Source organism: Cupriavidus sp. WS (assembly GCF_000395345.1).
In the GTDB taxonomy this organism is placed as follows: domain Bacteria; phylum Pseudomonadota; class Gammaproteobacteria; order Burkholderiales; family Burkholderiaceae; genus Cupriavidus; species Cupriavidus basilensis_B.
In genome coordinates, this window is the sequence record NZ_AQPL01000257.1 from 17570 (window position 1) to 42877 (window position 25308).

The window sequence follows — 25308 nt, forward strand, 5'->3', positions numbered from 1 at the left end:
GCCGCCGGCGCGCAGGCGGGTGCGATAATCCCGCGATGCAAAATCCTCTCTCCGAAGCCGGTCCCGGCGCGCTGCCGGGTGGCTTGCGCGGTACCTTGATGGTGCAGGGCACGACCTCCGACGCGGGCAAGAGCACGCTGGTGGCGGGCCTGTGCCGCCTGCTGGCGCGCGCCGGCGTGCGCGTGGCGCCGTTCAAGCCGCAGAACATGGCGCTCAACAGCGCCGTCACCGCCGACGGCGGCGAGATCGGCCGCGCCCAGGCGCTGCAGGCGCAGGCCGCCGGGCTGGCGCCGCACACCGATATGAATCCGGTGCTGCTCAAGCCCAGCAGCGATACCGGCGCGCAGGTCATCATCCACGGCCAGGCGCGCATGGACCTGAGCGCGCGCGACTACCACGCCTACAAGCCGGTGGCGATGCAGGCGGTGCTGGCGTCGCACCGGCGCCTGTCGGATGCCTACGAGGTGGTGCTGGTGGAAGGCGCCGGCAGCCCGGCCGAGATCAACCTGCGCGAGCGCGACATCGCCAACATGGGTTTTGCCGAGGCGGTCGACTGCCCGGTGGTGCTGGTGGCCGACATCGACCGCGGCGGCGTGTTCGCGCACCTGGTGGGCACGCTCGACTGCCTGTCGGACTCGGAGCGCGCGCGCGTGAAGGGTTTCGTCATCAACCGCTTCCGCGGCGACATCGCGCTGCTCGAGCCGGGCCTGGGCTGGCTGGAGGCGCGCACCGGCAAGCCGGTGCTGGGCGTGCTGCCCTACCTGCACGGCCTGCACCTGGATGCCGAGGACGCCATCATCGGCGCGCAGGCGGCCAAGCACGGCGAGCTGCTGCGCGTGATCGTGCCGGTGCTGCCGCGCATTTCCAACCACACCGATTTCGACGCGCTGCGCGCCCATCCGCAGGTGGACCTGCGCTTCGTCGGCCCCGGCATGCCGGTTCCGCCGGCGGACCTGATCGTGCTGCCCGGCAGCAAGAGCGTGCGCGCCGACCTCGCCTTCCTGCGCGCCAACGGCTGGGAAGCGGCGCTGCGGCGGCACCTGCGCTACGGCGGCAAGGTGATCGGCATCTGCGGCGGCATGCAGATGCTGGGCCGGCGCGTGGAAGACCCGGCCGGCCACGAAGGCCCGGCCGGCGGCAGCGACGGCTTCGGCCTGCTCGACTACGCCACCGAGCTGGCGCCGCACAAGCAATTGCGCGTGGTGGCCGGGCGCCTGGCGCTGGAGGGCGGGGACGCGGCGGTGCAGGGCTACGAGATCCACATGGGCGTGACCACCGGCCCGGCGCTGGCGCGGCCGGCGCTGTGGCTCGACGGCGCGCGCCCGGACGGCGCGCTGTCGGAGGACGGGCAGGTGCTGGCGTCCTACGTGCACGGCCTGTTCGACCAGCCCGCCGCGTGCGCCGCGCTGCTGCGCTGGGCCGGGCTGGCGCGGGCCGAGGGCGTGGACCTGGCGGCGCTGCGCGAGGCCTCGCTGGAGCGGCTGGCCGACACGCTGGCCGCCCATCTGGACCTGGCCGCGCTGTTTGCCCCGCTGCAAACGCCCGCCGGCGGCTGTCACGAAGCCGCCGCCAACTGCTAAACTCGCACGCGGGCCCGCGCCGCCAGGGCCGGCGGCATCGGCGTCGCGGGCGGCAGGAGCCGATGCGGCGCCCGATGGCGGCCGCCCTGGAAATCGCTTGCGGAGAGCCCGGAAATGCCCGTAGTCGTGATCGCCAATCCCAAGGGCGGCGTAGGCAAGACCACGCTGGCCACCAACCTGGCCGGCTATTTTGCCCGCGCCGGCCACGCGGTGATGCTGGGCGACACCGACCGCCAGCAGTCCTCGCGCGCGTGGCTGGGCCTGCGCCCGCCCACGGCGCCCGCGATCCGCACCTGGGACATCAGCTCCGACCACATCGCCCGGCCGCCCAAGGGCACCACGCACGTGGTGCTGGACACGCCGGCCGGCCTGCACGGCTGGCGCTTCAACGAGGTGATGAAGCTGGCCCACCGCGTGGTGGTGCCGCTGCAGCCTTCCATGTTCGACATCCTCGCCACCCAGGACTTCCTCGCGCGCCTGGCCGACGACAAGCGCGTGCGCCACGGCGACGTGGCGGTGGGCGTGATCGGCATGCGGGTGGACCTGCGCACGCGCGCGGCCGAGCAGCTGCAGCGCTTCGTGGCGGGGCTCGGGCTGCCGGTGCTCGGTTTCCTGCGCGACACGCAGAACTACGTGCAACTGGCCGCGCACGGCCTGACGCTGTGGGACGTGGCGCCGTCGCGCGTGGCGCGCGACTGGGAGCAGTGGCAGCCGATCATCGGCTGGCTCGATCCCGCCGCCGCCAGGGCCAACGGGGCCACCGGGGCCGGCGCGCCGCGGGCGCCGGGCGCGTCGGCGCTGCCTGAGGCCGCGCCCGATGCGGCCAACGATGCCTCGGCGGCCTAGCCGCCCAGCCGCGCGAGCAGGGCGCCCACGTCGCCCCAGCTGACACGGCGCACGGTCACGATGAGGCCGGCGCCCGGGAACGGGTCCTCGAACGGCTCGCTCTCGGCGCCGCCCAGCCGGCGGTAGAACTCGCGCGCCTGCGCGTTGGCGTCCAGCACATAGAGGAACAGCGGCTGCCCGGGCCAGCCGGTGGCGACGCGGCGCGCGCAGGCGGCCAGCAGGCGCTTGCCCACGCCGGTGCCGTGCCATTGCGGCATCACATGCAGGTTGTCCAGGTAGATGCCGAAGGCCGGCTCGGCCTGCGGCTGCAGGCAGGAAAAGCCCGCCGGCTCGCCGTCCACGCGCGCCAGCGTGACCTCCAGCGGCGCCTCGGCGCCTTCCACCAGCCGCGCGTGCCAGGTGCGCAGGCGCTGCGCCGGGGCTTCGTGCTCCAGGTAGCCGTCCGGCAGGATGCCGCGGTAGGCGTGCTGCCAGCTGCGCGCGTGGAGCGAGGCGACCAGCGCCGCGTCGTGCGGGCCGGCCGGGGTCAGTTCGATGGTCCTGTTCATGTCGGTCATGGTTTGGCCGGTCCGGTCCAGGGGACCGGCGGTTCCTGGGGCCGCGCCGGCCCCGGACCGACATTCTGCGCCAACTCGCGCGTCCGCCGGCACCGCCGGCATTGCTGACACCGCTGACATATGGCCGCTACACAGCCAATGCACAGCCGCGCGGCCGTCCTGATAGAATCGCGAATCCTTCGCATTCTCATTGTTGCCGGCGGCCTGCCAGGCACTCTTGCCTGCTGTCGCCGCATGCTGTGCGCCTTACCCACCCCACACACGGATTCCCGTCCTCATGGTCACCGGCCGCCTGCGCGTCGTCATCGTCAAGACCCACCTGTACATCGGCCTGTCGCTGGGGCTGCTGTTCATCATGCTGGGGCTGACCGGCACCACCATCGCCTGGCGCGACGAGCTCGACGCGCTGATCAATCCCGAACTGCTGACCGCCACGGCGGAGGTGCCGATGCCGCTGGCGCCGGCCACCATCAAGGCCGTCGCCGGGCGCCTCGAAGCCGACCCGCGCTATGGCCGGCCGCGCATGCTGATGCTGCCGTCCTCGCCGCGCGAGGTCTTCGTCGCCTGGTATCCGCTCAAGGGGCCGGGCGGCGAGGGCCGCTCGCGCCAGGTCATGGTCGACCCGGTCACGCTGGCGGTGAAGGGCGAGCGCATCTGGGGCCAGCCGGGCCTGTCGCGCCCGCTGCTGATGCCCACGCTGTTCCAGTTGCACCACTACCTGCTGTCCGGCGAGACCGGGCGCACCATCCTCGGCGTGACCGGCATGCTGGTGCTGGTGCTGGTCGTGGCCGGCGTGCTGCTGTGGCTGCCCAAGCCCCGGCCGCGCGCGCTGCTGCGCGCGTTCCGCATCAGCCACGGCGGCTCTTGGTCGCGCTTCAACTACTCGCTGCACCGCACCGCCGGCATCTTCGCCGCGCCGGTGCTGGCCACGATGGCGTTCTCCGGCTGGTACCTGAACCTGCCCAAGTGGGTGACGCCGATCGTGGCCAGCGTGATGACGGTGACGCCGCCGGGCAAGCCGGTCTCGGCGCCCGCGCCGGCCGGCACGCCGCTGCTGGACATCACGCAGGCGGTCGCCGCCGCGCGCGGCCTGTACCCGGCGGCCGAAGTCACCCGCGTGAGCTTCCCGCGCAAGCCCGGCGATCCGTTCGAAGTGCGCCTGCGCCAGCCCGGCGAGGTGCGCCGCGACACCGGCGCCACGCGGCTCTGGCTCGACGCTCATACCGGCCAGCGCGTGGCGGTGCGCGATCCGCTCAAGGCGCCCGCCGGCGACACCTTCCTCAACTGGATGTACCCGCTGCACACCGGCGAGGCCTTCGGGCTGCCCGGGCGGATCTTCATCTCGGTGTTCGGCCTGGCGCCGCTGGCGTTCGGCCTGACCGGCTTCCTGATCTGGTGGAAGCGGCGGCGCGGCCACCGCAGGCATGTCGCGCGCACGATGGCGCGGGCGCAGGTCGGCGGGGTCAGGGGCGCCTGAGGCGGCCGGCATCCGCCAAGATCCGCCAAAGCAAAAGGGCGTCCGCGGACGCCCTTTTTTCGTGCCGGTGGATCAGCTCAGATCTCGAGGTTGTCGATCAGGCGGGTGGCGCCGAGCTTGGCGGCGGTCAGTACCACCAGCGGCTCGCCGGCGACGAACTCCTCGCGGCTGGGCGGCTGCAGGTCGGCGCGCTTGCGCACCGCGACGTAGTCCGGCTTCCAGCCGCGCGCGGCCAGCGCGGACACGGCGCCGGCCTCGATCGCGGCCAGGTCCGCGCTGGCGCTGTTGGCGGCCAGCACGGTGTCGCGCACCTGGTGCAGGGTCTGGTAGAGCACGGGCGCCTCGGCGCGCTCGCCGGGGGTCAGGTAGCGGTTGCGCGAGGACAGCGCGAGGCCGTCCTCGGCGCGCACGGTCTCGGCCGGCACGATGTCGATCGGCAGCGCGAACTGGTTGGCCATGCGGCGCACGATCATGAGCTGCTGGTAGTCCTTCTTGCCGAACACGGCCACGCGCGGCTGCGCGCACGAGAACAGCTTCATCACCACGGTGCACACGCCCTTGAAGAAGCCGGGGCGGAACTCGCCTTCGAGGATGTCGCCGAGGTCGTGCGGCGGCTCGACGCGGTATTCCTGCGGCTCGGGGTACATGTCGCGCTCGGTCGGCGCGAACAGGACGTAGACGCCTTCCTTCTGCAGCTTCTCGATGTCATCCTGCAGCGTGCGCGGGTACTTGTCGAAGTCTTCGTTGGGCCCGAACTGGAGCCGGTTGACGAAGATCGAGGCGACCACCGGGTCGCCGTGCTGGCGCGCCAGGCGCATCAGCGACAGGTGCCCTTCGTGCAGGTTGCCCATCGTCGGCACGAAGGCCACCCGGTTCTGCCCGCGCAACTGGTCCCGCAACTCGTGAATGGAGGAAATGACTTTCATGAAGTTGGTGTGCTGGTCGTGGTAGGAGTATGCCCGGCGTGGTCCCGCGCGGATGGCGGCGGGTGGGGAACCGGGCTGGCGCTCTTGTCGGCGCCGGCTGTCGGCGGATTGTAGAGCAAGTCGCGCCGTTCGGACGGCGCCGGGGAATGCGGACTAGTTGGGAATGTACGCCAATCGCACATAAATCGGCGCGAAGGGCTCGGCCTGGGTGATCTCGACCAGCGACTCGCGCGACAGCTCGAGCATGGCGATGAAGTTGACCACCACCACCGGCACGCCCTTGCCGGAGCGCACCGCTTCGTCGAAGAGCTGGGTGAACTCCATGAAGCGCGCATGCTGCAGGCGGCGCAGGATGTTGCTCATGTGCTCGCGCACCGACAATTCCTCGCGCGAGATCTTGTGGTGCTGGTTGAGCCGGGCGCGCTTGAGCACGTCGGCCCAGGCGGCCTGCAGGTCCGTCAGCTCCACGTCGGGGAAGCGCGGCGCCAGGCTCTGCTCGATGTACACCTGCGAGTGCAGGAAGTCGCGGCCGAGCTGCGGCACCTGGTCGATGCGCATCGCGGCGAGCTTCATCTGCTCGTATTCCAGCAGGCGGCGCACCAGTTCGGCGCGCGGGTCCTCGGCTTCCTCGTCGCTGTCGGTCTTCCTGACCGGCAGCAGCATGCGCGACTTGATCTCGATGAGCATGGCCGCCATCAGCAGGTACTCGGCGGCCAGTTCCAGGTTGCTCTTGCGGATCTGCTCGATATACGCGAGGTACTGGCGCGTCACTTGCGCCATCGGGATGTCGAGGACGTTGAAGTTCTGCTTGCGGATCAGGTACAGCAGCAGGTCGAGCGGGCCTTCGAACGCTTCCAGGAAGACCTCGAGCGCGTCCGGCGGGATGTAGAGATCCTGCGGCAGCTTGAACAGCGGCTCGCCGTACAGGCGCGCGAAGGCCATGCCGTCCACCGCCGCGGGCGTGGAGTCCTGGCCGGGCGCGACGCTCGGCAGCTCGATCGCCAGCGACAGCTTGTCCTGCTCGCTCTGGTTCATCGGGGGCGGGGGCGGCGCGGCGGCTGCCTCAGTCCAGCGCGTAGACGTAGGACTTCTGCGCCACGCGCGAGGCGATGGCGCGATCGCGTTCCTCGAGGTTGATCGGCGCCTTGTCCCACAGCAGGGCGCGGCCCTGGCGCTGTTCCGTCTCGAGCGACGGGCGCTCTTCCTTGAGCGACTTCAGGAACTGGGTGATATCCGATTCGTAGGCAGCCATGACGGGGAAATTGGTGAAATTGAAGGGGCAGCCGGGATTTTACCGTATCGGCAGGCGCCGGCAGGGGTTTGCGCGCGAGTCTGCCCGCGGACCCGCCCGGGGCGGTCCGGCCGGGTCCTCCGGCGGGCGCTCTTTTTCGCCCGCATCGGCAGGCTGGGCGCGCGGTGTGGTCAAATGTCGACTTCGCATGAAGTGCACCGATCGATGAGGATGGATCCAGGGAACGAGCGCCTGCCGCCTGCCGCGCCCTCCGGCCCGCCGCCGGGGAATGCGTCCGTCCGGCGCCGCTCGCGGCGGCTGCCGCCGGCGGCCACGCCGGCCGGCTGGGTTGTCTGGGCCGTCCTGGCGCTGTGCGCGCCGCCGGCCGCGGCCACCTACAAGGTCGAGGTGGACGCGCCCAAGGCGATCAAGGACATGCTCGAGGAGCACCTCGACCTGTCGCGCTACCGCACGCGCGACGACATCTCGCCGGACCAGTTCAACTACATGGTCGAGACCGTGGGCGAGCAGGTGCGCCAGTTCACCTCCACCGAAGGCTATTTCGACCCGGCCACCACCACGCGGGTGGAAGGCAGCGGCGACCAGCGCACCGTGTACCTCACCGTGGAGCCCGGCGCGCGCACGCTGATCCGCAACGTGGACGTCGACGTGACCGGCCCGGCCGCCACCCAGTCGCCGGCGCAGGTGGCCGAGCTGCGCGCCAAATGGGGCTTGCCGGCGGGCGAGCCGTTCCGCCAGGCGGACTGGGACAAGGCCAAGGACGACGCGCTGGCCGAATTGCAGAGCCATACCTATTACGGCGCGCGGCTGGCCGGCTCGCAGGCGCGCGTCGACCCCGACGAGCGCGCCGCCGACCTGAACGCGCGTTACGCCAGCGGGCCGGCCTACAGCCTCGGGCCGCTGCGGATCAGCGGGCTGCGCCGCTATCCCGAGCAGATCATCCGCAACGTCAACCCGTTGTCGCAGGGCGAGCCCTACCGCGTGGAGCGGCTGCTCGAGTTCCAGCGCGCGATCCAGAACCAGCCGTATTTCTCCAACGTGGAGATCGACCTGGGCCCGCAGGGCGACGCCCGAAGCACCGACGACCAGGGCGCCGACGACCAGCCGTCCGGCGCGCCGGCCGACCCGCCGCTGGACCAGAACGCCGAGCGCGTGACCGCGCCGGTCCACGTGCGCGTGCGCGAATACCCGGCCAACCGGCTCACCTCGGGCGTGGGCTACACCACCGACACCGGAGCCCAGGTGGAGGGGCGCTATTCGTACTACAACCTGTTCAACCGCGCCTGGGTGTTCGACTCGCAGGCCCGCATCGAGCAGAAGCGCCAGTACGCCTTCGCCGAGGTGGCCATGCCGCCCGACACCCGGACCTACCGCAACAGCGTCTATGGCAGCTACGAGCGCACCATCGACCTGGAAAGCACCGACCTGACCAGCCTGCGCACGGGCCTCAAGCGCTCGCGCTCGCGCGAGAAGTACGACACCACGCTATCGCTGGACTACTACTACGACAGCCTGCAGCCCTACGGCGAGGAGGCGCAGCTCAGCCGCGCGCTGGTGCCGGCCTTCGCCTGGACCCGGCGCGACGTCGACAACCCGGTCTTCCCCCGGCGCGGCAACGTCATCAACACGCAGCTCGGGGTGGCGGCCAAGCACGTGCTCAGCGACGAGACCTTCTTCCGCCTCTATGGCCGCATCCGCCAGTACATCCCGGTGGGCAAGCGCGATCTCGTGGTGGCCCGGCTGGAGCTGGGCGCCGACATCACCCGCGGCGACGTGACCGGCGTGCCGGCCTCGCTGCGCTTTCGCGCCGGCGGCACCGACTCGATCCGCGGCTACGGCTACCAGTCCATCGGCACGCGCAGCGGCGCCAGCGTGCTGCCCGCCAAGTACCTGGGCACGGCCAGCCTGGAATACCAATACTGGTTCCTGTACGACTGGGGCGTGGCGGTCTTCTGGGATACCGGTACCGCCACCGACAACCTGACCGGCGTGCGGCTCTACAACGGCGTGGGCATCGGCGCGCGCTGGCGCAGCCCGGTCGGGCCGGTGCAGCTCGACGTGGGCTACGGCATCCAGGAGAAGCAGTTCCGCCCGCATATCTCGCTGGGAGTCGCATTCTGATGACGCTGCGCGCGCCCGCCCGCGGAGGACCCGCCGCATGAGCATTCCCGACATGCCCCCGGTGCCGGCCGGCGACGGCGCGCCGCTGCCGCGGCCGGGCCGCCGTCGCCTGGGGCGCTGGCTGGCCTGGCTGGCCGCGCTCGTGCTGCTGGCGCTGGTGGCCACGGTGCTGGCGGTGGTGCTGGCGCTGCGCACGGAAGCCGGCACGCGCCACTTGTGGTCGCTGGCGACGCGGCTTTCCGCCGGCGCCCTGTCGGGCACGCTGGAAGGCGGCACGGTGGCGCACGGGCTGCGCCTGCGCGACGTGGTCTTCGCCAGCGGCCAGACCCGCGTCACGGTGGACCGCGCCGAGGGCGACTGGGCGCTGGGCTGGTCGCCGGCGCGGCTGCACGTGAACTGGCTGCGCATCGGCAAGGTCACGCTGCGCCTGCCGCCCGCCGCGCCGGCCGCGCCCGGCAGCGCGCCGGCCACGCTGCCGGCGTCGCTCGAGCTGCCGCTCGCGGTGGACGTGGACTCGCTCACGCTGGAGCGCCTGGCGCTGCTGCAGGGGCCGCCGGCCACGCCCGATGAACTGGTGTTCTCCGGGCTGGCGGGTTCGCTCCATTCGGACGGGCTGCGCCACCGCGTCAGCATCGACCAGCTGCTCACGCCCTACGGCAAGCTGGCCGCCAACGCGCAGCTCGCCGGCCAGGCGCCGTTCGCGCTCAACGGCGGGGCGCTGCTCGAAGGCAACTGGCAGAAGGAATCGTTCAGCATCAGCGCCGGCGTGAACGGCACGCTGGCCGCGCTGCACGCGCAGGCCGAGGCCAGCGGCGACCGCCTGCGCGGCCGCGCCGCGGCGGACCTGACGCCGTTCGGCAAGGTGCCGTTCACCCACGTGGGCATCGACGCCGAGCAGATCAACCCGCAACTGTTCAGCCCGTCGGCGCCGCGCGCCAACCTGTCCGTGCATGCCGAGCTGCGGCCGGTCGACGGGGCCGCGGCATCGGCCCCGGCCGCCGCGGGGGCGTCGGCCGCCGGGGCTTCCGCGCCGGCGGCGCAAGCGGCCGGCGCGGCGCCGCTGCGCGTGGCCGGCGAGGTGCGCGTGGTCAACCACGAGGCCGGCCCGATCGACGCGCAGCGCCTGCCGGTGGCGTCCGCGCAGGCGCGCATCGAGGTGAGCGAGGCCTCGCAGGTGGTGCGCGACCTGCGCGTGGCGCTGTCGGGCGGCGGCGAGATCCGCGGCAGCGGCGCGCTGCGCGACGGCCGCGGCGGCTTCGACCTCGACGTGCGCGAGCTCGACCCCAAGGCGCTGCACGGCAGCCTGAACCGCGTGCGCCTGTCCGGGCCGGTGATCGTGCGGCTGGAGCCGGGCCGCCAGAGCCTGGCGGTGGACCTGTCCGGCGGCGAGCTCAAGCTGTTCGCCGACGCGCGCCTCGACGCCGACGCGGTGACGCTGACCGCGCTGCGCGCCGGCATCGGCCGCGGCACGCTCAGCGCCGAGGGCACGCTCTCGCTCAAGGACGCGCAGCCCTTCAGCTTCAAGGGCAAGCTGGCCAACTTCGACCCCGCGCGGCTGGCTGCGGTGGCGCCCGGCAACATCAACGCGGCGTTCGCCGCCAGCGGCACGCTCGCGCCCGAGCGGCGCGTGGCGCTCGATTTCACGGTGGGCGACAGCGTCTACGCGGGCCTGCCGATGCGCGGCGAGGGCAAGCTGCGGCTGGCCGGCGAGCGCCTGCTGCCGAGCCAGGCCACGCTCGACATGGCCGGCAACCAGGCCCGCCTCGACGGCAGCTTCGGCGCGCGCGGCGACCGCCTCAGGCTGCACGTGGACGCGCCCCAGCTCGAGCGGCTCAAGTTCGGCGTGGCCGGCCTGCTCAAGCTCGACGCCGACATCACCGGCACGCTGGCCCGGCCCGAGGTGGCGGGCAGCTACAGCGCGCAGGCGCTGGCGGTGGGCCCGCACAAGGTGGCCAGCGCCAGCGGCAAGGCCGATCTGCGCGGCGGCCTGGACGGCACGCTGGCGCTGCAGCTCAACGTGCGCGACTACCGCGGCCCGTTCGCCGCGCTGCGCACGCTCGACGCCTCCATCAGCGGCACCCAGGCCAGCCACGTGTTCGACCTCAAGGCGGCCGGCGCGATGCACGGCAAGCCGCTCGACCTGGCCCTGGCCGGGCAGGGCGCGTGGCAGGGCGCGGCGGGCTGGAGCGGCACCATCCGCATGCTCGAGGAGCGCGGCACCGCCAACGTGCGCCTGCTGGCGCCGGCGTCGCTGCAGGTGGCGGACCAGCGCGTGAAGCTGGGCGCGGCCGGCCTGCAGTTCGAGCACGCCCGCGTCGACGTGGACGGCTTCGAGTTCGACCACGGGCGCATCCGCACGCAGGGCAAGCTCGACGGCCTGGAGGTGGCGAACCTGCTGCGCCTCGCCGAGGCGTTCACCGGCGAGGCGCCGCCGCTGCGCTCCGACCTGGTGCTGGACGGGCGCTGGAACGTCACGCTGGCCGAGAGCGCGGCCGGCTTCGCCGAGCTGCGCCGGCGCAGCGGCGACCTCTCGGTCAACGCGGGGCGCGGCTTCACCACGCTGGGTTTGGGCGAGAGCGCGCTGCGCGCCGACCTGGCCGGCAACCGCGTCAACCTGCGCGGCGGCATCGAGGCTTCGCGGCTGGGCCGGGTGACGGTGGACGCCTCGGCCGGGCTGCTGCAGGAACAGGGCCTGATGACGGTGACGCCGGCCTCGGCGCTGGCGGGCAAGGTGACGGCGGACATCCCGCGGCTCAAGACGCTCGAGGCGCTGAGCGGCCCGCAATATGCGTTCGAGGGCCGGCTGGCGGCCGTGCTGCAACTGGCGGGCACGGTGGGCAAGCCGCTGCTGACCGGCAACATCGACGGCGAGGACATCGCGCTGACGCTGTACGACGAAGGCATCCGCCTGACCGGCGGCGTGGTGCGCGTGGCGCTGGACCAGGACACGATCGAGCTCAGGCAGGTGGAGTTCCACGGCGGCGACGGCAAGATCGTCGCCACCGGCAACATCAAGCTGGGCGACACCGACCCCAACCTGACCGGCCGGATCGTGGCCGACAAGCTGCAGATCTTCGCCAGCCCCGAGCGCACCCTGATCGTTTCCGGCGACGCCAGCATCCTCAACGAGAACCGCCAGATCGTGATCCGCGGCAGGTTCCGCGTGGACCGCGGGCTGTTCGACCTGCCCAAGGCCGGCGCCCCGGTGCTCGGCGACGACGTGGTGGTGGTGCGCCGGCGCGACCAGCGCGAGCTGAAGACCGCCGCCACGCCGGTGCCGGAAACCAAGCCGGCCGGCCGCTTCAGCCCGCTGATCGACCTCACGCTGGACCTCGGCGACAACTTCCGCTTCCGCGGCGCCGGCGCCGACCTGCGGCTCGGCGGTCAGCTCGGCGTACGCAGCGCGCCGCTCACGCCGCTGCGCGCCACCGGCACCATCCGCGTGACCGACGGCACCTACGAGGCGTTCGGGCGCAAGCTGGACATCGAGCGCGGCATCGTCAATTTCAACGGGCCGGTGGACAATCCCAACCTGAACATCCGCGCCATGCGCCGCAACCAGGAAGTGGCGGCCGGCGTGGAAGTGACCGGCACGGTGCGCCTGCCGCGCGTGCGGCTGGTGTCCGAGCCCAACGTGCCGGACGAGGACAAGCTGTCGTGGCTGATGTTCGGCTACGGCGCCGAGAGCAATACCAGCGGCCAGCAGCGGCAGCTCAGCGCCGGCGCGCTGGGCGGCGCGGCGCTGGGCATGCTGGGCGGGCGCGCGGGCAAGGGCGTGGTGCAGCAGCTCGGCATCGACGAATTCTCGATCGGCCCCAGCACCGCGGGCCTGAACGACCAGCAGGTGGTGAGCGTGGGCAAGGCCGTGACCGAGAAGATCTCGGTCGGCTACGAGCAGAGCCTGACCAGCGCCTCCAACGTGGTCAAGCTGACCTGGGCCTTCTCGCGGCGCTGGTCGCTGATTGCCAAGGGCGGCTCGATCAACGGGCTGTCCGTGCTGTTCAACCGCCGCTTCGACAGCTGGGGCAACCTGTTCAGCGGCACTTCCCGCCGCGCCGCGGGCGCAAGGAGCCAGACCGATGCCAGCCAGGACACCACTACCGACAACGCCACAGCGCCGGCCGGCGCCGCCTCGGATGCCCGCGCGCGCTGAGCCCGGCGGGCGCGTTTTCGCCATGTTCTCCACTCACGCGCCGTACCGGCGCCTTGCCGCCATGGGACTGATTTCCTCCGTGCTTGCGCTGTTCGGCTGCGACCAGCAGAAGGTCGACGAAGCCATGAAGAAGGCGGGCGAGGGCGCGCGCTCGGTATGGAACGCCGTCAAGCCCGACAGCGAGCTGTTCAAGGGCATCGTGGTCGGCCAGTCGGGCGAGGACGACGTGCGGCGCCAGGCCGGGCGCCCGGAAATCGTGTGGGAGGAGGACAACGGCGCGCGCCGGCTCGAATACCCGCGCGGGCCCGAGGGCGCCACCACGTGGATGGTGACCATCGGCGCGGACGGCAAGGTCGGCGCCATCGAGCAGGTGCTGACCGCGGAGAATTTCGCGCGCGTGCATGCCGGCATGAGCCGCGACGACATCCGCCGCCTGCTCGGCAAGCCGACCAAGGTGGAAGCGTTCGCGCTCAAGAAGGAAGAGGTGTGGGGCTACCGCTGGTGGGAGAGCTCGCAGGACAAGGCCTTCTTCAACGTGCACTTCGACGCCGCCGGCAAGGTGACGCACACCTCGCGCAGCGACGATCCGTCGAAGATGCAGGGCGGCTAGCTAGGCCGGCGGCGCGGCGGGGGCGGCCTGCGTTGCCTGGGCGGCATCGCGGGCAGCGCGCCCGGCCAGCAGCACGCCCGCGCGGGCGCAGGCCGCGGCCAGCGTGTCGCAGCAGTTCTCGGGGCCCATGCGCTCCAGGAAGCCGGCGCGCCGCATCAGCGAGAACACCTGCGCGGCGGCGTTGCACACCACCAGCGTGCCGCCGCGGCGCGCCAGCGTGCGGCGCAGCGCGTCGAGCGTGTCCAGCCCGGTGGTGTCCAGCGCCACCAGCTTGCCCACTTCCAGGATCAGCACCGCCGGCGCCGGCTGGCTGCGGTCGCGCGGGTCGATCAGCGCTTCCACCTTGTTGACCGCGCCGAAGAACAGCGCGCCGGTCATGCGGTAGGCCTGCACCTCGCCCGCCGGCAGCGCGCCGCCGGGCGCCGGCGGCAGCTCGGCCGGCGCGATCGGCTCGATCTGCGTCAGCGAGGCCATGCGGTAGATGAAGAACAGGCAGGCCAGCACCAGCCCCACCTGCACCGCCACGGTGAGGTCGAACACCACCGTCAGCACGAAGGTGCCGAGCATGATGATGCGGTAGTTGTTGCTGAAGCGCTTGAGGTGCGCCAGCCCGAACACGTGCCATTCGCCCATGTTCCACGCCACGTAGAGCAGGATGGCGGCCAGCGTGGCCAGCGGGATGGCGCTGGCCAGCGGCGCCGCCGCCAGCATGATCACCAGCAGCGTGGCGGCGTGGATGATGCCGGCCACCGGCGTGCGTCCGCCGCTGCGCACGTTGGTGACGGTGCGGGCGATGGTGCCGGTGGCCGGCAGTCCGCCGAAGAACGGCGTGACGATGTTGGCGATGCCCTGCGCCATCAGTTCCTGGTTGGGGTCGTGGCGGTCGTCGATGAGGCTGTCGGCCACGCGCGCGCACAGCAGCGACTCGATCGCGCCGAGCAGCGCGATGGTCAGCGTGGGCGCCAGCAGCTGCTGCGCCAGCTGCCAGCTCAGGTGCGGCAGCGCGAACGGCGGCAGGCCCTGCGGGATGCCGCCGAAGCGCGTGCCGATGGTCTCCACCGGCAACTCCAGCAGCGCGTTGGCCGCGGTGGCCAGCACCAGCGCCACCACCGTGCCGGGCACCATCGACAGGACCCGGCTCCAGCGCCCGGGCGCGGCCGGCGGCTGCGCCGGCGCGGCATGCCGGCGCCGGTCCGCCAGCCGCGCGAGGCGCGACCAGCCCGCCACCACCGCCAGCGAGCCCAGCGCGAGCGCCACCGTGGGCCACGATATGGTCGGCAGCGCCTGGCCCAGCACGCGCATCTGCGAGAGGAAGTCGCCCGGCAGCTTGCCGGTGCGCAGGCCGAGGAAGTCGCCGATCTGCGACACCATGATCAGCACCGCGATGCCGTTGGTGAAGCCGATCACGATGGCCACCGGAATGAAGCGCACCAGCGTGCCGAGCCGGAACAGCCCCATCGCGAACAGCAGCATCCCCGCCAGGATGGTGGCGATCAGCAGGTTGGCCACGCCGTAGCGCGCAACGATGCCGTAGACGATGACGATGAAGGCGCCGGCGGGGCCGCCGATCTGCACCGGCGAGCCGCCCAGCGCGGCGATCAGGAAGCCGGCGATGATGGCGGTAAACAGGCCGGCCTGGGGCGGCAGGCCCGAGGCGATGGCGAAGGCCATCGCCAGCGGCAGCGCCACCACGCCCACGGTCAGGCCGGCGGCGAGGTCCTTGGCGAAGGTGGCGCGGTCGTAGTCCCGCAGGCTGTCGCGCAGGCGCGGGTGGAAGGCGGCGAGGGGAAAGGGCTGGCGCAGGCGTGGGCCGCTGCGCGGGGTACCGGCGACGGGAGCGTGGCCGGGAACGCTGTCGGGCATGCCAGGGACTCCATCAACGCCCTTGTGGGGCAGGAATGCAGTATGGGCTTGCCGGCGCGGTGTCGTCAATCGCCGGTGCCGGCCGCCGCGCGGCGGCCGGCCCGCGTGGCGCGCGGGCGCGCTCGCCTGCGCACCGGCGCGCGCTCAGCGGATGCGCATGCCGGGCACGGCGCCGTCGTGCGGCTCCAGGATCCACAGGCCCGGCGTGGCCTTCTCGTCGGCGGCCGAGGCGGCCAGCACCATGCCTTCGGACAGGCCGAACTTCATCTTGCGCGGTGCCAGGTTGGCCACCATCACGGTCAGCTTGCCGACCAGTTGCTCGGGCGCGTAGGCCGACTGGATGCCGGAGAAGACGTTGCGGGTCTTGCCTTCGCCCGCATCCAGCGTGAGCTGCAGCAGCTTGTTCGAGCCTTCCACCTTCTGGCAGGCCACGATCTTCGCCACGCGCAGGTCCACCTTGGCGAAGTCGTCGATGGTGATGGTCTCGGCGACCGGCTCGATCGCGGCGGCGCCGGCATCGGCGCCGGCCGGCGCGGCGGCCTGCAGCGAGTCGCGGTTGGCGGCCAGCAGCGCGTCGACCTGCTTGGCGTCCACGCGCGTCATCAGGTGCGAGTACGGCTGCACCGGGCGCGCGGCGCTCAGCTGCTTGTCGATCGCGCGCCAGTCGAGCGGCTCGACGTTGAGGAAGCGCTCCACGCCGGCGGCCATCTGCGGCACCACCGGCTTGAGGTAGACGGTGAGCAGGCGGAACGCCTCGAGCGAGACCGAGCAGGCCGCGTGCAGGGCGGCGCGCCTGGCGTCGTCGCGCGCCAGTTCCCACGGCTTCTCGGTGTCGACGAAGGCGTTGACCGCGTCGGTCAGCTCCATCACCAGGCGCAGCGCCTTGCTGTACTCGCGGCTTTCATAAAGCTGCGCGACCTGCGGCGCGGCCTCGCGCAGCTGCTTGAGCAGCGGGTGCGCGAGCGCGGCCTCGTCCACCGCGCCGTCGAAGCGCTTGACCAGGAAGCCGGCGGCGCGGCTGGCGATGTTGACGTACTTGCCGATCAGATCGCTGTTGACGCGCGCGATGAAGTCCTCGAGGTTCAGGTCGAGGTCTTCCATGCTGGCGTTGAGCTTGGCGGCGAAGTAGTAGCGCAGCCATTCCGGGTTCATGCCGGTGTCGATGTAGCTCTGCGCGGTGATGAAGGTGCCGCGCGACTTGCTCATCTTGGCGCCGTCCACGGTCAGGAAGCCGTGGGCGAACACGTTGGTCGGCGTGCGGTGGCCCGAGAAGCGCAGCATGGCCGGCCAGAACAGCGTGTGGAAGTAGAGGATGTCCTTGCCGATGAAGTGGTACTGCTCGGCGGTGGAGTGCGGGCCGACCCAGGCGTCGAAGTCGATGCCCTTCTTTTCGGCCAGGTTCTTGAAGCTGGCGTAGTAGCCGATCGGCGCGTCCAGCCACACGTAGAAGTACTTGCCGGGCGCGCCCGGGATCTCGAAGCCGAAGTAGGGCGCGTCGCGCGAGATGTCCCAGTCCGACAGCGTGGAGGCCTCGCCCTCGGCGCCGAGCCATTCCTGCATCTTGTTGGCGGCTTCCGGCTGGGCCAGGTCGGCCACCCACTCGCGCAGGAAGGTCTCGCAGCGCGGGTCGGACAGCTTGAAGAAATAGTGGGCCGACGACTTGCGTACCGGCGTGGCGCCCGACACCACCGAGTACGGGTTCTTCAGGTCGGTGGGCGCGTAGGTGGTGCCGCACACCTCGCAGGAATCGCCGTACTGGTCCTTGGCGCCGCATTTCGGGCACTCGCCCTTGATGAAGCGGTCCGGCAGGAACATGTTCTTGACCGGGTCGTAGAACTGCTCGACCTCGCGCTCGGCGATCAGGTCTTCGGCCTTCAGCGCCAGGTAGATCTTCTCGGAAAGCTGCTTGTTCTCGTCCGAGTCGGTGCTGTAGTAGTTGTCGAACGACACCAGGAAGCTGTCGAAATCGCGCTTGTGCTCGCTCCAGACGCGGTCGATCAGCTGCTTGGGGGTGATGCCTTCCTTCTCGGCGCGCAGCATCACGGGCGTGCCGTGCGTGTCGTCGGCGCCCACGTAGTAGACCTCGTTGCCCATCATGCGCTGGAAGCGCACCCAGATGTCGGTCTGGATGTACTCCACCAGGTGGCCGATGTGGATCTGGCCGTTGGCGTATGGCAGGGCAGAGGTGACGAGGATGCGACGTGCGGTCATGGATGGTGCCGGTCAGGGGTAAACGGGGAAAGCGGGCACGCGCGGCGGGAGGCCGGCGCGCACCGTGAGACGGCTATTCTAGCAAGCGGGGCCGCAGGCGCGGGTGGCGCGCGGCGGACCGGTGGCGGACAGGACGGTGGCGGGGAGGGCCGGCGCGGCTTTGTAGTGACTTATATGCCACTTGTAGAGCTGCGGGCAAAAAAAGCGCCGGTCAGAACCGGCGCAGCTTTCCACAACGGAAAAGGAGGAGAAATCAGGTACCGCCCGGGAGGTCAGTCACCCATCGCGAGCCAGCAACGGTGACAAGCGGTACCTGTTTCTATGACTGCATCACCCTTGAATTGGTTTCAAAAAAATTTCCACGCGGCGATTCTGCGCGCGTCCCGCCTCGGTCGCGTTGTCCGCGATCGGCTGCGTCTGCCCGCGGCCCTCGGCCGCCAGGCGGTTGCGCGCGACGCCGCGGTCACCCAGGTAGCCGGCCACGCTCTGCGCGCGGCGCTGCGACAACTGCATGTTGTAGCTCGGGTTGCCGGTGCTGTCGGTATGGCCGACCACGGTGGCGGCCACGTCCGGATGCTGGTTGAGGGTCTGGGAGACCTGGTCGAGCACCGCGCGGAACGACGGCTTGATGGTCGAGCTGTCCGTGTCGAACGTCACCTGGCTCGGGATGTTCACCTTCAGCGAGCCGTCCGGCTGCTCGGTGATCTGCGTGCCGGTGCCGGCGGTGTCCTTGTTCAGCTTGCCGCGGATCGCGTTCCAGTTGTAGCCGGTGGCGCCGCCCAGGGCGCCGCCCACCGCCGCGCCGACCAGCGTGCCGGTGGTGTTGCCGCCGATCAGGTTGCCCAGCCCGGCGCCGACCGCGGCACCCACGCCGGTGCCGACCGCGGTCTGGGTGCCTTGTTCGGTGGCGCAGCCGGCAGCGAGCACGGCGACGGTGGCGAGGCTGACGAGCTTGAGTTTCATGCTTTCTCCTTCAGGACGAATCGTTGTTGGCTGGTTTTTTGACACGGTGCGCACCACAACGCTAGAAATAACGCGGAAGGCACGTGAATACAAGTATCCGGTGGTCCGCGCCGGGCGGCGTTTCTGGCGCACTACAATAAGGACATGAAGCCGGGCGCACAAGCGCAAGCCTGTGACAGTTGTAAGTGCGTGTAATTCCATGCGCGGCGCATGGGCTTGTCGGCCGCGCGCCACCCTCGGCGGGCGCGTGGTCCATACTTTGATACAGTACGCGCCTTCCCCCACATCCAGCAGCGGAGATTGTCTTGAGCCTCACCATCGACCAGGTTACCGAAGTCCTGCGCACCGTGATCGACCCGAACACGGGCCGGGATCTGGTGTCCACCCGCTCGGCGCGCAACGTGCGCGTCGATGGCGGCGACGTGTCGCTGGAAGTGGAACTGGGTTATCCCGGCAAGAGCCAGCTCGAGCCGATCCGCCAGGCGGTGCTTGCTGCGTTGCAGCAAATCCCGGGCCTGGCCAATGCCAGCGTGACCGTGACCAGCAAGATCGTGTCGCACGCGGTGCAGCGCGGCGTCAAGCTGCTGCCCGGCGTCAAGAACGTGATCGCCGTGGCTTCCGGCAAGGGCGGCGTGGGCAAGTCCACCACCGCCGTCAACCTGGCGCTGGCGCTGTCCGCCGAGGGCGCGCGCGTGGGCATGCTCGACGCCGACATCTACGGCCCCAGCCTGCCGATGATGCTCGGCATCACCGGCCGGCCCGAGTCGTCGGACGGCCAGACGATGGAGCCGCTCGAAGGCCACGGCCTGCAGGCCAACTCGATCGGCTTCCTGATCGAGCAGGACAACCCGATGGTGTGGCGCGGCCCGATGGTGACCTCGGCGCTGGAGCAACTGCTGCGCCAGACCAACTGGCACGACCTCGACTACCTGATCGTCGACATGCCGCCGGGCACCGGCGACATCCAGCTCACGCTGTCGCAGAAGGTGCCCGTCACCGGCGCGGTGATCGTCACCACGCCGCAGGACATTGCGCTGCTGGACGCCAAGAAGGGCCTCAAGATGTTCGAGAAGGTGGGCATTCCCATCCTCGGCATCGTCGAGAACATGGCGGTCTACTGCTGCCCGAACTGCGGCCACGTCGAACATATCTTCGGCGAGGGCGGCGGCGAGAAGATGTGCGAGGACTACCACGTGGACCTGCTCGGCAGCATGCCGCTGAACCGCTCGATCCGCGAGCAGGCCGACACCGGCCGCCCGACCGTGGTGGCCGATCCCGACAGCCCGGTGGCGGAGCTGTACCGGGCGATGGCGCGCAAGGTGGCGGTCAAGGTGGCCGACCGCGCGCGCGACATGAGCAGCAAGTTCCCCAGCATCGTGGTGCAGAACACCTGAGCGGCGTCCGGCGGGCCGGCCCGGGCGGGCGTCCGCCGCCTGTCCGCCACCTGCCCGCCGGCGCGCGCCATCGGGCGGCAAACTCTCGCCGGCACGTCACATTGCGGCGGTACAATCGGCCGCACAACACCGTGAGAGGAGGTTCTGCATGAAGCATGTACGCGTACTTTTCTGCCTGGCGGCAGTGGGCGCCCTGGCCGGCTGCGGCAGCATGGACATCGGCGGCGACAGCGCCGTGGCCAAGCTCGACGCCAAGAGCGGCACCGCCACGCAAGGCACCGTGACCTTCACCCAGCGCGGCGACCGCGTGCTGGTCAAGGCCGACGTGAGCGGCCTGCCGCCCAACACCGAACACGGCTTCCACGTGCACGAGAAGGGCGATTGCTCGAGCCCCGATGCCATGAGCGCCGGCGGCCATTTCAACCCGACCGGCAAGCCGCACGGCTCGATGTCGATGCCCGACCACCATGCCGGCGACATCAACAACCTGCGGGCGGACGCCAGCGGGCGCGCCCAGGCCAGCTTCCAGCTGACCGGCGTGACCGTGGCCCCCGGCCCCACCAGCGTGGTCGGCCGCGCCGTGGTGGTGCACAAGGACCCGGACGACTACCGCACCCAGCCGACCGGCAACTCCGGCGGGCGCGTCGCCTGCGGCGTCATCGCCAAGTCCTGACGGGCGGGCGCGGGAAGCGGGGCACGCCGTCCCGGCTTCCCGCGCCGCTCCCCGCGCCGTCCACAGTCGCTCACGGCCGCTCCCGGCCGGTCTTCCGGTCCGGTCCTGGCCTGGTTCCGGCCTGGTTCCGGCCTGATGCGAGCCCGATCCGAGCCCGATCCGCGCCTGATTCCACTCCGGCTCACTTCCCCGATGCCCGCGCGCCGGAAGCGCTTCCGATTGGTTGTACAATGCGGGCCATCGCGAGGCCCCGGCAGGTCCGGCGTGCCGTGAGCAAATGCGAGCAGCGTTCCCGGCTGCCCGGCGCGGCAACGCCGCCGGCCGCGCCCGAGCCTGCCCGCATTTGTTCATCCCGGTACCCATATGAGCATCAAATCCGACAAGTGGATCCGCCGCATGGCGGAGCAGCACGCCATGATCGAGCCGTTCGAGCCCGGCCAGGTACGGGAGTCCGACGGCCGCAAGATCGTTTCCTACGGCACCTCGAGCTACGGCTACGACATCCGCTGCGCCGACGAATTCAAGATCTTCACCAACATCAACAGCACCATCGTCGATCCCAAGAACTTCGACGAGAAGTCCTTCGTCGACTTCAAGGGCGACGTCTGCATCATCCCGCCCAACTCGTTCGCGCTGGCGCGCACGATGGAGTATTTCCGCATCCCGCGCAGCGTGCTGACCATCTGCCTGGGCAAGAGCACCTACGCGCGCTGCGGCATCATCGTCAACGTGACCCCGTTCGAGCCGGAATGGGAAGGCTATGTCACGCTGGAGTTCTCCAACACCACGCCGCTGCCCGCCAAGATCTACGCCGGCGAGGGCTGCGCCCAGGTGCTGTTCTTCGAAAGCGACGAGATCTGCGAGACTTCCTATGCCGACCGCGGCGGGAAGTACCAGGGCCAGCACGGTGTCACACTGCCGAAGACCTGATCGCTTTACAATGCGCGCGTCGCGGCATGCGCCGGCTCCCGAGTGAGCGCCGGCGGGCCGCGCGCCAAGCCCGAACGTCGAGCCACATGCCGCCCAGGGGAGAGCGTCCCCGGGCCATGTGGCTCAAGTCCTTCCTGCCGTCCAAGGATGCCCTATGAAATTCCGCTTTCCCGTCATCATCATCGATGAAGACTTCCGCTCCGAGAACATTTCCGGCTCGGGCATCCGTGCGCTAGCGCAGGCCATCGAGCAGGAAGGCATGGAGGTCATGGGCCTGACCAGCTACGGTGACCTGACCTCGTTCGCGCAGCAGTCCAGCCGGGCTTCGTCGTTCATCGTGTCGATCGACGACGACGAATTCGTCAGCGAGGACGACCGCCCCGAAGCCGCCGCCATCGAGAAGCTGCGCGCCTTCGTCAACGAAGTGCGCCGCCGCAACACCGACCTGCCGATCTTCCTGTACGGCGAGACCCGCACCTCGCGCCATATCCCCAACGACATCCTGCGCGAGCTGCACGGCTTCATCCATATGTTCGAGGACACGCCGGAGTTCGTGGCGCGCCACATCATCCGCGAGGCGCGGGTCTACCTGGATTCGCTGGCGCCGCCGTTCTTCAAGGCGCTGATCGCCTACGCGCAGGACAGCTCGTACTCGTGGCACTGCCCGGGCCACTCGGGCGGCGTGGCGTTCCTCAAGAGCCCGGTCGGCCAGGTGTTCCACCAGTTCTTCGGCGAGAACATGCTGCGCGCCGACGTCTGCAACGCGGTGGACGAGCTCGGCCAGCTGCTCGACCACACCGGCCCGGTGGCGGCCTCGGAGCGCAATGCCGCGCGCATCTTCAACTCCGACCACATGTACTTCGTCACCAACGGCACCTCCACCTCGAACAAGATGGTGTGGCATGCCAACGTGGCGCCGGGCGACATCGTGGTGGTGGACCGCAACTGCCACAAGTCGATCCTGCACGCGATCATGATGACCGGCGCGATCCCCGTGTTCCTGATGCCCACGCGCAACCACTACGGCATCATCGGCCCGATCCCGAAGAGCGAGTTCGACCCCGAGACCATCCGCCGCAAGATCGCCGCGCACCCGTTCGCCAGCCTGGCGAAGAACCAGAAGCCGCGCATCCTGACCATCACCCAGGGCACCTACGACGGCGTGCTGTACAACGCCGAGCAGATCAAGGAAATGCTGGCGACCGAGATCGACACGCTGCATTTCGACGAAGCCTGGCTGCCGCACGCGGCGTTCCACGAGTTCTACCGCGACATGCACGCGATCGGCCGCGACCGCCCGCGCAGCAAGGACGCGCTGGTGTTCGCCACGCAGTCCACGCACAAGCTGCTGGCCGGCCTGTCGCAGGCCTCGCAGATCCTCGTGCAGGACTCCGAGACGCGCAAGCTGGACCGCTACCGCTTCAACGAGGCGTACCTGATGCACACCTCGACCAGTCCGCAGTACTCGATCATCGCCTCGTGCGACGTGGCCGCGGCGATGATGGAAGCGCCGGGCGGCACCGCGCTGGTGGAGGAAAGCATCCAGGAAGCGATCGACTTCCGCCGCGCCATGCGCAAGGTCGAGGGCGACTACGAAGCCGGCAACAACGGCGACTGGTGGTTCAAGGTGTGGGGCCCCGACGCGCTGGTCGAGGACGGCATCGGCGACCGCGAGGAATGGATGCTCAAGTCCAACGAGCGCTGGCACGGCTTCGGCGACCTCGCCGACGGCTTCAACCTGCTCGACCCGATCAAGGCCACCATCATCACCCCGGGCCTGGACGTGGACGGCGAGTTCAGCGAGCGCGGCATCCCGGCGGCCATCGTCACCAAGTACCTGGCCGAGCACGGCATCATCATCGAGAAGACCGGGCTGTACTCGTTCTTCATCATGTTCACCATCGGCATCACCAAGGGCCGCTGGAACTCGCTGGTGACCGAGCTGCAGCAGTTCAAGGACGACTACGACCAGAACCAGCCGCTGTGGCGCGTGCTGCCCGAGTTCGTGGCCAAGCATCCGCAGTACGAGCGCATGGGCCTGCGCGACCTGTGCGACGCCATCCACAGCGTCTACAAGGCCAACGACGTGGCGCGCGTGACCACCGAGATGTATCTGTCGGACATGGAGCCGGCGATGAAGCCGTCCGACGCCTGGGCCATGATGGCCCACCGCGAGATCGAGCGCGTGGCCGTGGACGAGCTCGAAGGCCGCGTCACCGCCATCCTGCTCACGCCGTACCCGCCGGGCATCCCGCTGCTGATCCCGGGCGAGCGCTTCAACCACATCATCGTGCAGTACCTGAAGTTCGCGCGCGACTTCAACAAGCTGTTCCCCGGCTTCGAGACCGACATCCACGGCCTGGTGGAGGAAGAGACCGACGGCGGCGGCAGGGCGTATTTCGTCGACTGCGTGAAGCAGGTTCGCTGAGGCTGGCCGGCAGCAGGAGCCTCCCCGGCATCCCAAGGGCCTCGCGCGAGCGAGGCCCTTTCCATTGGCAATCCGCCCGCCGGCAAGCCGCGCGGGAATGCGCTAGAGTGGCGCCTGAATCGCCGCGGCCCGGCGGCATGTGGAAATCCCATCGGACGGAGTGAGCATGGCTTCAGCGCGTAGAGTGGAATTGACTGAGTTCGGCGGCGTCGAGGTGATGCGGCTGGTGACGGCCGACCTGCCGGCGCCGGCGGCGGGCGAGGTGCAGTTGCGCCAGACCGCCGTCGGCTTCAACTACATCGACGTGTACCAGCGCGCGGGCAAGTATCCGCTGCCCAACCCGACCGGCCTCGGCCACGAGGCCGCCGGCGTGATCGAGGCGGTGGGCGAGGGCGTGGCGGACCTGCGCGCGGGCGACCGCGTGGTCTACATGAACGCCGGCATCGGCGCCTACGCCGGGCGCCGCAACGTCGCCGCCGACAAGGTAGTGAAGCTGCCCGACGGCATCGACGACGTGGCCGCGGCGGCGGTCTTCTTCAAGGCCATGACCGCGCAGTACCTGGTGAAGAAGACCCATCGCGTGCAGCCCGGCGACATCGTGGTCGTGCATGCCGCCGCCGGCGGCGTGGGCCAGATCCTCGCCAGCTGGGCCAAGGCGCTCGGCGCCACGGTGATCGGCACGGCCGGTTCGCCAGCCAAGTGCGAGGTCGCGCGGGCGGCCGGCTGCGACGCCGCCATCGACTATTCGCAGGCGGACTGGGTGCGGCAGGTGATCGACGCCACCGGCGGGCGCAAGGCGCGCGTGGTCTACGATTCGGTCGGCCAGCACACCTTCATGGGCTCGCTCGACTGCACCGCGCCGTTCGGGCTGGTGGCGCTGTACGGCGCGGCATCGGGCCCGGTCGCGGCGTTCGAGCCGGAACTGCTCAACAAGAAGGGCTGCCTGTTCCTGACGCGGCCCTCGGTGTTCCCGCACAACGCCGACACCCAGACCTTCCGCGCCAACGCGGCGGACGTGTTCCAGGCCATCGAACAGGGCGCGATCCGCGCCACCATCGGCGCGCGCTATCCGCTGGAGCAGGTCGCCGAGGCGCACCGTGCGGCCGAGGCGCGCGCCACCACCGGCGCGATCGTGCTGCTGCCCTGAGCGGCCGGGCGCGGCGGGCAAAGAAAAAGGTCCCGCGTGCGGGACCTTCGGACTGCCGGCAAAACCAGCATGCCGCCTGTGTTCTCCCCTCTCCCATTTCATGGGAGAGGGGAGCAACCCTCCGCCAGCCTGAAAGCCGCGCCGCGCGGCCCTTGTCCGCGCAGGACACCCATCCCG

At 70.5% G+C, this 25308-nt stretch carries 18 protein-coding genes; 11 read left to right on the top strand and 7 right to left on the bottom strand.

Features of this window, described 5'->3' with window-relative positions; all coding sequences use genetic code 11:
* Positions 1–35: 35 nt before the first annotated feature.
* Together K206_RS38865 and K206_RS0120840 are read left to right on the top strand one after the other, a co-directional pair.
* A complete protein-coding gene (locus K206_RS38865; protein WP_081651468.1) occupies positions 36–1580 on the top strand; it encodes a cobyric acid synthase in 1545 nt (514 codons plus the stop codon).
* A gap of 114 nt (positions 1581–1694) precedes the next feature.
* A complete protein-coding gene (locus K206_RS0120840; protein ID WP_020204330.1) occupies positions 1695–2426 on the top strand; it encodes a ParA family protein in 732 nt (243 codons plus the stop codon).
* On the opposite strand, the gene K206_RS0120845 is transcribed toward K206_RS0120840, so the two are convergent.
* Positions 2423–2983 (bottom strand): GNAT family N-acetyltransferase, encoded by a 561-nt coding sequence (locus K206_RS0120845; RefSeq protein ID WP_020204331.1) that lies wholly within the window; start codon positions 2981–2983, stop codon positions 2423–2425. The two genes, K206_RS0120840 and K206_RS0120845, sit on opposite strands and share 4 nt — an antisense overlap.
* A 277-nt stretch (positions 2984–3260) precedes the next feature.
* On the opposite strand from K206_RS0120845, the gene K206_RS0120850 reads away from it, so the two are divergent.
* Positions 3261–4460, top strand: coding sequence for a PepSY domain-containing protein (locus K206_RS0120850; protein WP_020204332.1), 1200 nt, complete (start codon positions 3261–3263; stop codon positions 4458–4460).
* Between the two features lie 77 nt (positions 4461–4537).
* Here K206_RS0120850 and panC read toward each other — a convergent pair whose 3' ends face one another.
* From panC to K206_RS0120865, 3 genes are all read right to left on the bottom strand, one after another.
* A complete protein-coding gene (gene panC / locus K206_RS0120855; protein WP_029043881.1) occupies positions 4538–5386 on the bottom strand; it encodes a pantoate--beta-alanine ligase in 849 nt (282 codons plus the stop codon).
* 153 nt (positions 5387–5539) lie between these two features.
* Positions 5540–6421: a ScpA family protein gene (locus K206_RS0120860; protein ID WP_020204334.1), complete on the bottom strand. Its 882-nt coding sequence runs from the start codon at positions 6419–6421 to the stop codon at positions 5540–5542.
* Positions 6422–6449: 28 nt separating this feature from the next.
* The gene (locus tag K206_RS0120865; protein ID WP_020204335.1) at positions 6450–6638 is read right to left on the bottom strand and encodes a DUF3460 family protein; all 189 of its coding nucleotides are present in this window, start codon (positions 6636–6638) and stop codon (positions 6450–6452) included.
* Positions 6639–6848: 210 nt separating this feature from the next.
* Between K206_RS0120865 and K206_RS0120870 the strand changes: the two genes are divergently transcribed.
* The 3 genes from K206_RS0120870 (at position 6849) to bamE (ending at position 13522) form a co-directional block, all read left to right on the top strand.
* A complete protein-coding gene (locus tag K206_RS0120870; RefSeq protein ID WP_020204336.1) occupies positions 6849–8759 on the top strand; it encodes an autotransporter assembly complex family protein in 1911 nt (636 codons plus the stop codon).
* Between the two features lie 37 nt (positions 8760–8796).
* Positions 8797–12912, top strand: a complete 4116-nt coding sequence (locus K206_RS0120875; RefSeq protein ID WP_020204337.1) for a translocation/assembly module TamB domain-containing protein — start codon at positions 8797–8799, stop codon at positions 12910–12912.
* A 61-nt stretch (positions 12913–12973) separates the two neighbouring features.
* Complete coding sequence (bamE, locus tag K206_RS0120880) at positions 12974–13522, top strand: outer membrane protein assembly factor BamE (RefSeq protein ID WP_029043882.1); 549 nt, start codon at positions 12974–12976, stop codon at positions 13520–13522.
* On the opposite strand, the gene K206_RS0120885 is transcribed toward bamE, so the two are convergent.
* From K206_RS0120885 to K206_RS0120895, 3 genes are all read right to left on the bottom strand, one after another.
* The gene (locus tag K206_RS0120885; protein ID WP_020204339.1) at positions 13523–15385 is read right to left on the bottom strand and encodes a SulP family inorganic anion transporter; all 1863 of its coding nucleotides are present in this window, start codon (positions 15383–15385) and stop codon (positions 13523–13525) included. It lies immediately after the preceding gene.
* A gap of 144 nt (positions 15386–15529) precedes the next feature.
* Positions 15530–17596, bottom strand: a complete 2067-nt coding sequence (gene metG, locus K206_RS0120890; RefSeq protein WP_020204340.1) for a methionine--tRNA ligase — start codon at positions 17594–17596, stop codon at positions 15530–15532.
* A 330-nt stretch (positions 17597–17926) separates the two neighbouring features.
* Complete coding sequence (locus K206_RS0120895; RefSeq protein WP_020204341.1) at positions 17927–18559, bottom strand: OmpA family protein; 633 nt, start codon at positions 18557–18559, stop codon at positions 17927–17929.
* A 305-nt stretch (positions 18560–18864) separates the two neighbouring features.
* Between K206_RS0120895 and apbC the strand changes: the two genes are divergently transcribed.
* The 5 genes from apbC (at position 18865) to K206_RS0120920 (ending at position 25131) form a co-directional block, all read left to right on the top strand.
* Entirely contained in the window at positions 18865–19953 is a 1089-nt protein-coding gene (gene apbC, locus K206_RS0120900) for an iron-sulfur cluster carrier protein ApbC (protein ID WP_020204342.1), read from the top strand.
* 148 nt (positions 19954–20101) lie between these two features.
* Positions 20102–20626: a superoxide dismutase family protein gene (locus K206_RS0120905; protein WP_029043883.1), complete on the top strand. Its 525-nt coding sequence runs from the start codon at positions 20102–20104 to the stop codon at positions 20624–20626.
* Positions 20627–20989: 363 nt separating this feature from the next.
* Positions 20990–21556 carry a dCTP deaminase gene (gene dcd, locus K206_RS0120910; RefSeq protein WP_020204344.1) on the top strand — a complete coding sequence of 189 codons (567 nt, stop codon included), beginning with the start codon at positions 20990–20992 and terminating at the stop codon, positions 21554–21556.
* A 154-nt stretch (positions 21557–21710) separates the two neighbouring features.
* The gene (locus K206_RS0120915) at positions 21711–23984 is read left to right on the top strand and encodes an arginine/lysine/ornithine decarboxylase (RefSeq protein WP_020204345.1); all 2274 of its coding nucleotides are present in this window, start codon (positions 21711–21713) and stop codon (positions 23982–23984) included.
* Between the two features lie 166 nt (positions 23985–24150).
* The gene (locus tag K206_RS0120920) at positions 24151–25131 is read left to right on the top strand and encodes a quinone oxidoreductase (protein WP_029043884.1); all 981 of its coding nucleotides are present in this window, start codon (positions 24151–24153) and stop codon (positions 25129–25131) included.
* Positions 25132–25308: the final 177 nt, after the last annotated feature.

Bases quoted from the DNA above. Each gene is read 5' to 3' on its own strand.
- K206_RS38865 (WP_081651468.1), top strand. From the start codon at position 36: ATGCAAAATCCTCTCTCCGAAGCCGGTCCCGGCGCGCTGCCGGGTGGC.
- K206_RS0120840 (WP_020204330.1), top strand. From the start codon at position 1,695: ATGCCCGTAGTCGTGATCGCCAATCCCAAGGGCGGCGTAGGCAAGACC.
- K206_RS0120845 (WP_020204331.1), bottom strand. From the start codon at position 2,983: ATGACCGACATGAACAGGACCATCGAACTGACCCCGGCCGGCCCGCAC.
- K206_RS0120850 (WP_020204332.1), top strand. From the start codon at position 3,261: ATGGTCACCGGCCGCCTGCGCGTCGTCATCGTCAAGACCCACCTGTAC.
- panC (WP_029043881.1), bottom strand. From the start codon at position 5,386: ATGAAAGTCATTTCCTCCATTCACGAGTTGCGGGACCAGTTGCGCGGG.
- K206_RS0120860 (WP_020204334.1), bottom strand. From the start codon at position 6,421: ATGAACCAGAGCGAGCAGGACAAGCTGTCGCTGGCGATCGAGCTGCCG.
- K206_RS0120865 (WP_020204335.1), bottom strand. From the start codon at position 6,638: ATGGCTGCCTACGAATCGGATATCACCCAGTTCCTGAAGTCGCTCAAG.
- K206_RS0120870 (WP_020204336.1), top strand. From the start codon at position 6,849: ATGGATCCAGGGAACGAGCGCCTGCCGCCTGCCGCGCCCTCCGGCCCG.
- K206_RS0120875 (WP_020204337.1), top strand. From the start codon at position 8,797: ATGAGCATTCCCGACATGCCCCCGGTGCCGGCCGGCGACGGCGCGCCG.
- bamE (WP_029043882.1), top strand. From the start codon at position 12,974: ATGGGACTGATTTCCTCCGTGCTTGCGCTGTTCGGCTGCGACCAGCAG.
- K206_RS0120885 (WP_020204339.1), bottom strand. From the start codon at position 15,385: ATGCCCGACAGCGTTCCCGGCCACGCTCCCGTCGCCGGTACCCCGCGC.
- metG (WP_020204340.1), bottom strand. From the start codon at position 17,596: ATGACCGCACGTCGCATCCTCGTCACCTCTGCCCTGCCATACGCCAAC.
- K206_RS0120895 (WP_020204341.1), bottom strand. From the start codon at position 18,559: ATGAAACTCAAGCTCGTCAGCCTCGCCACCGTCGCCGTGCTCGCTGCC.
- K206_RS0120905 (WP_029043883.1), top strand. From the start codon at position 20,102: ATGAAGCATGTACGCGTACTTTTCTGCCTGGCGGCAGTGGGCGCCCTG.
- dcd (WP_020204344.1), top strand. From the start codon at position 20,990: ATGAGCATCAAATCCGACAAGTGGATCCGCCGCATGGCGGAGCAGCAC.
- K206_RS0120915 (WP_020204345.1), top strand. From the start codon at position 21,711: ATGAAATTCCGCTTTCCCGTCATCATCATCGATGAAGACTTCCGCTCC.
- K206_RS0120920 (WP_029043884.1), top strand. From the start codon at position 24,151: ATGGCTTCAGCGCGTAGAGTGGAATTGACTGAGTTCGGCGGCGTCGAG.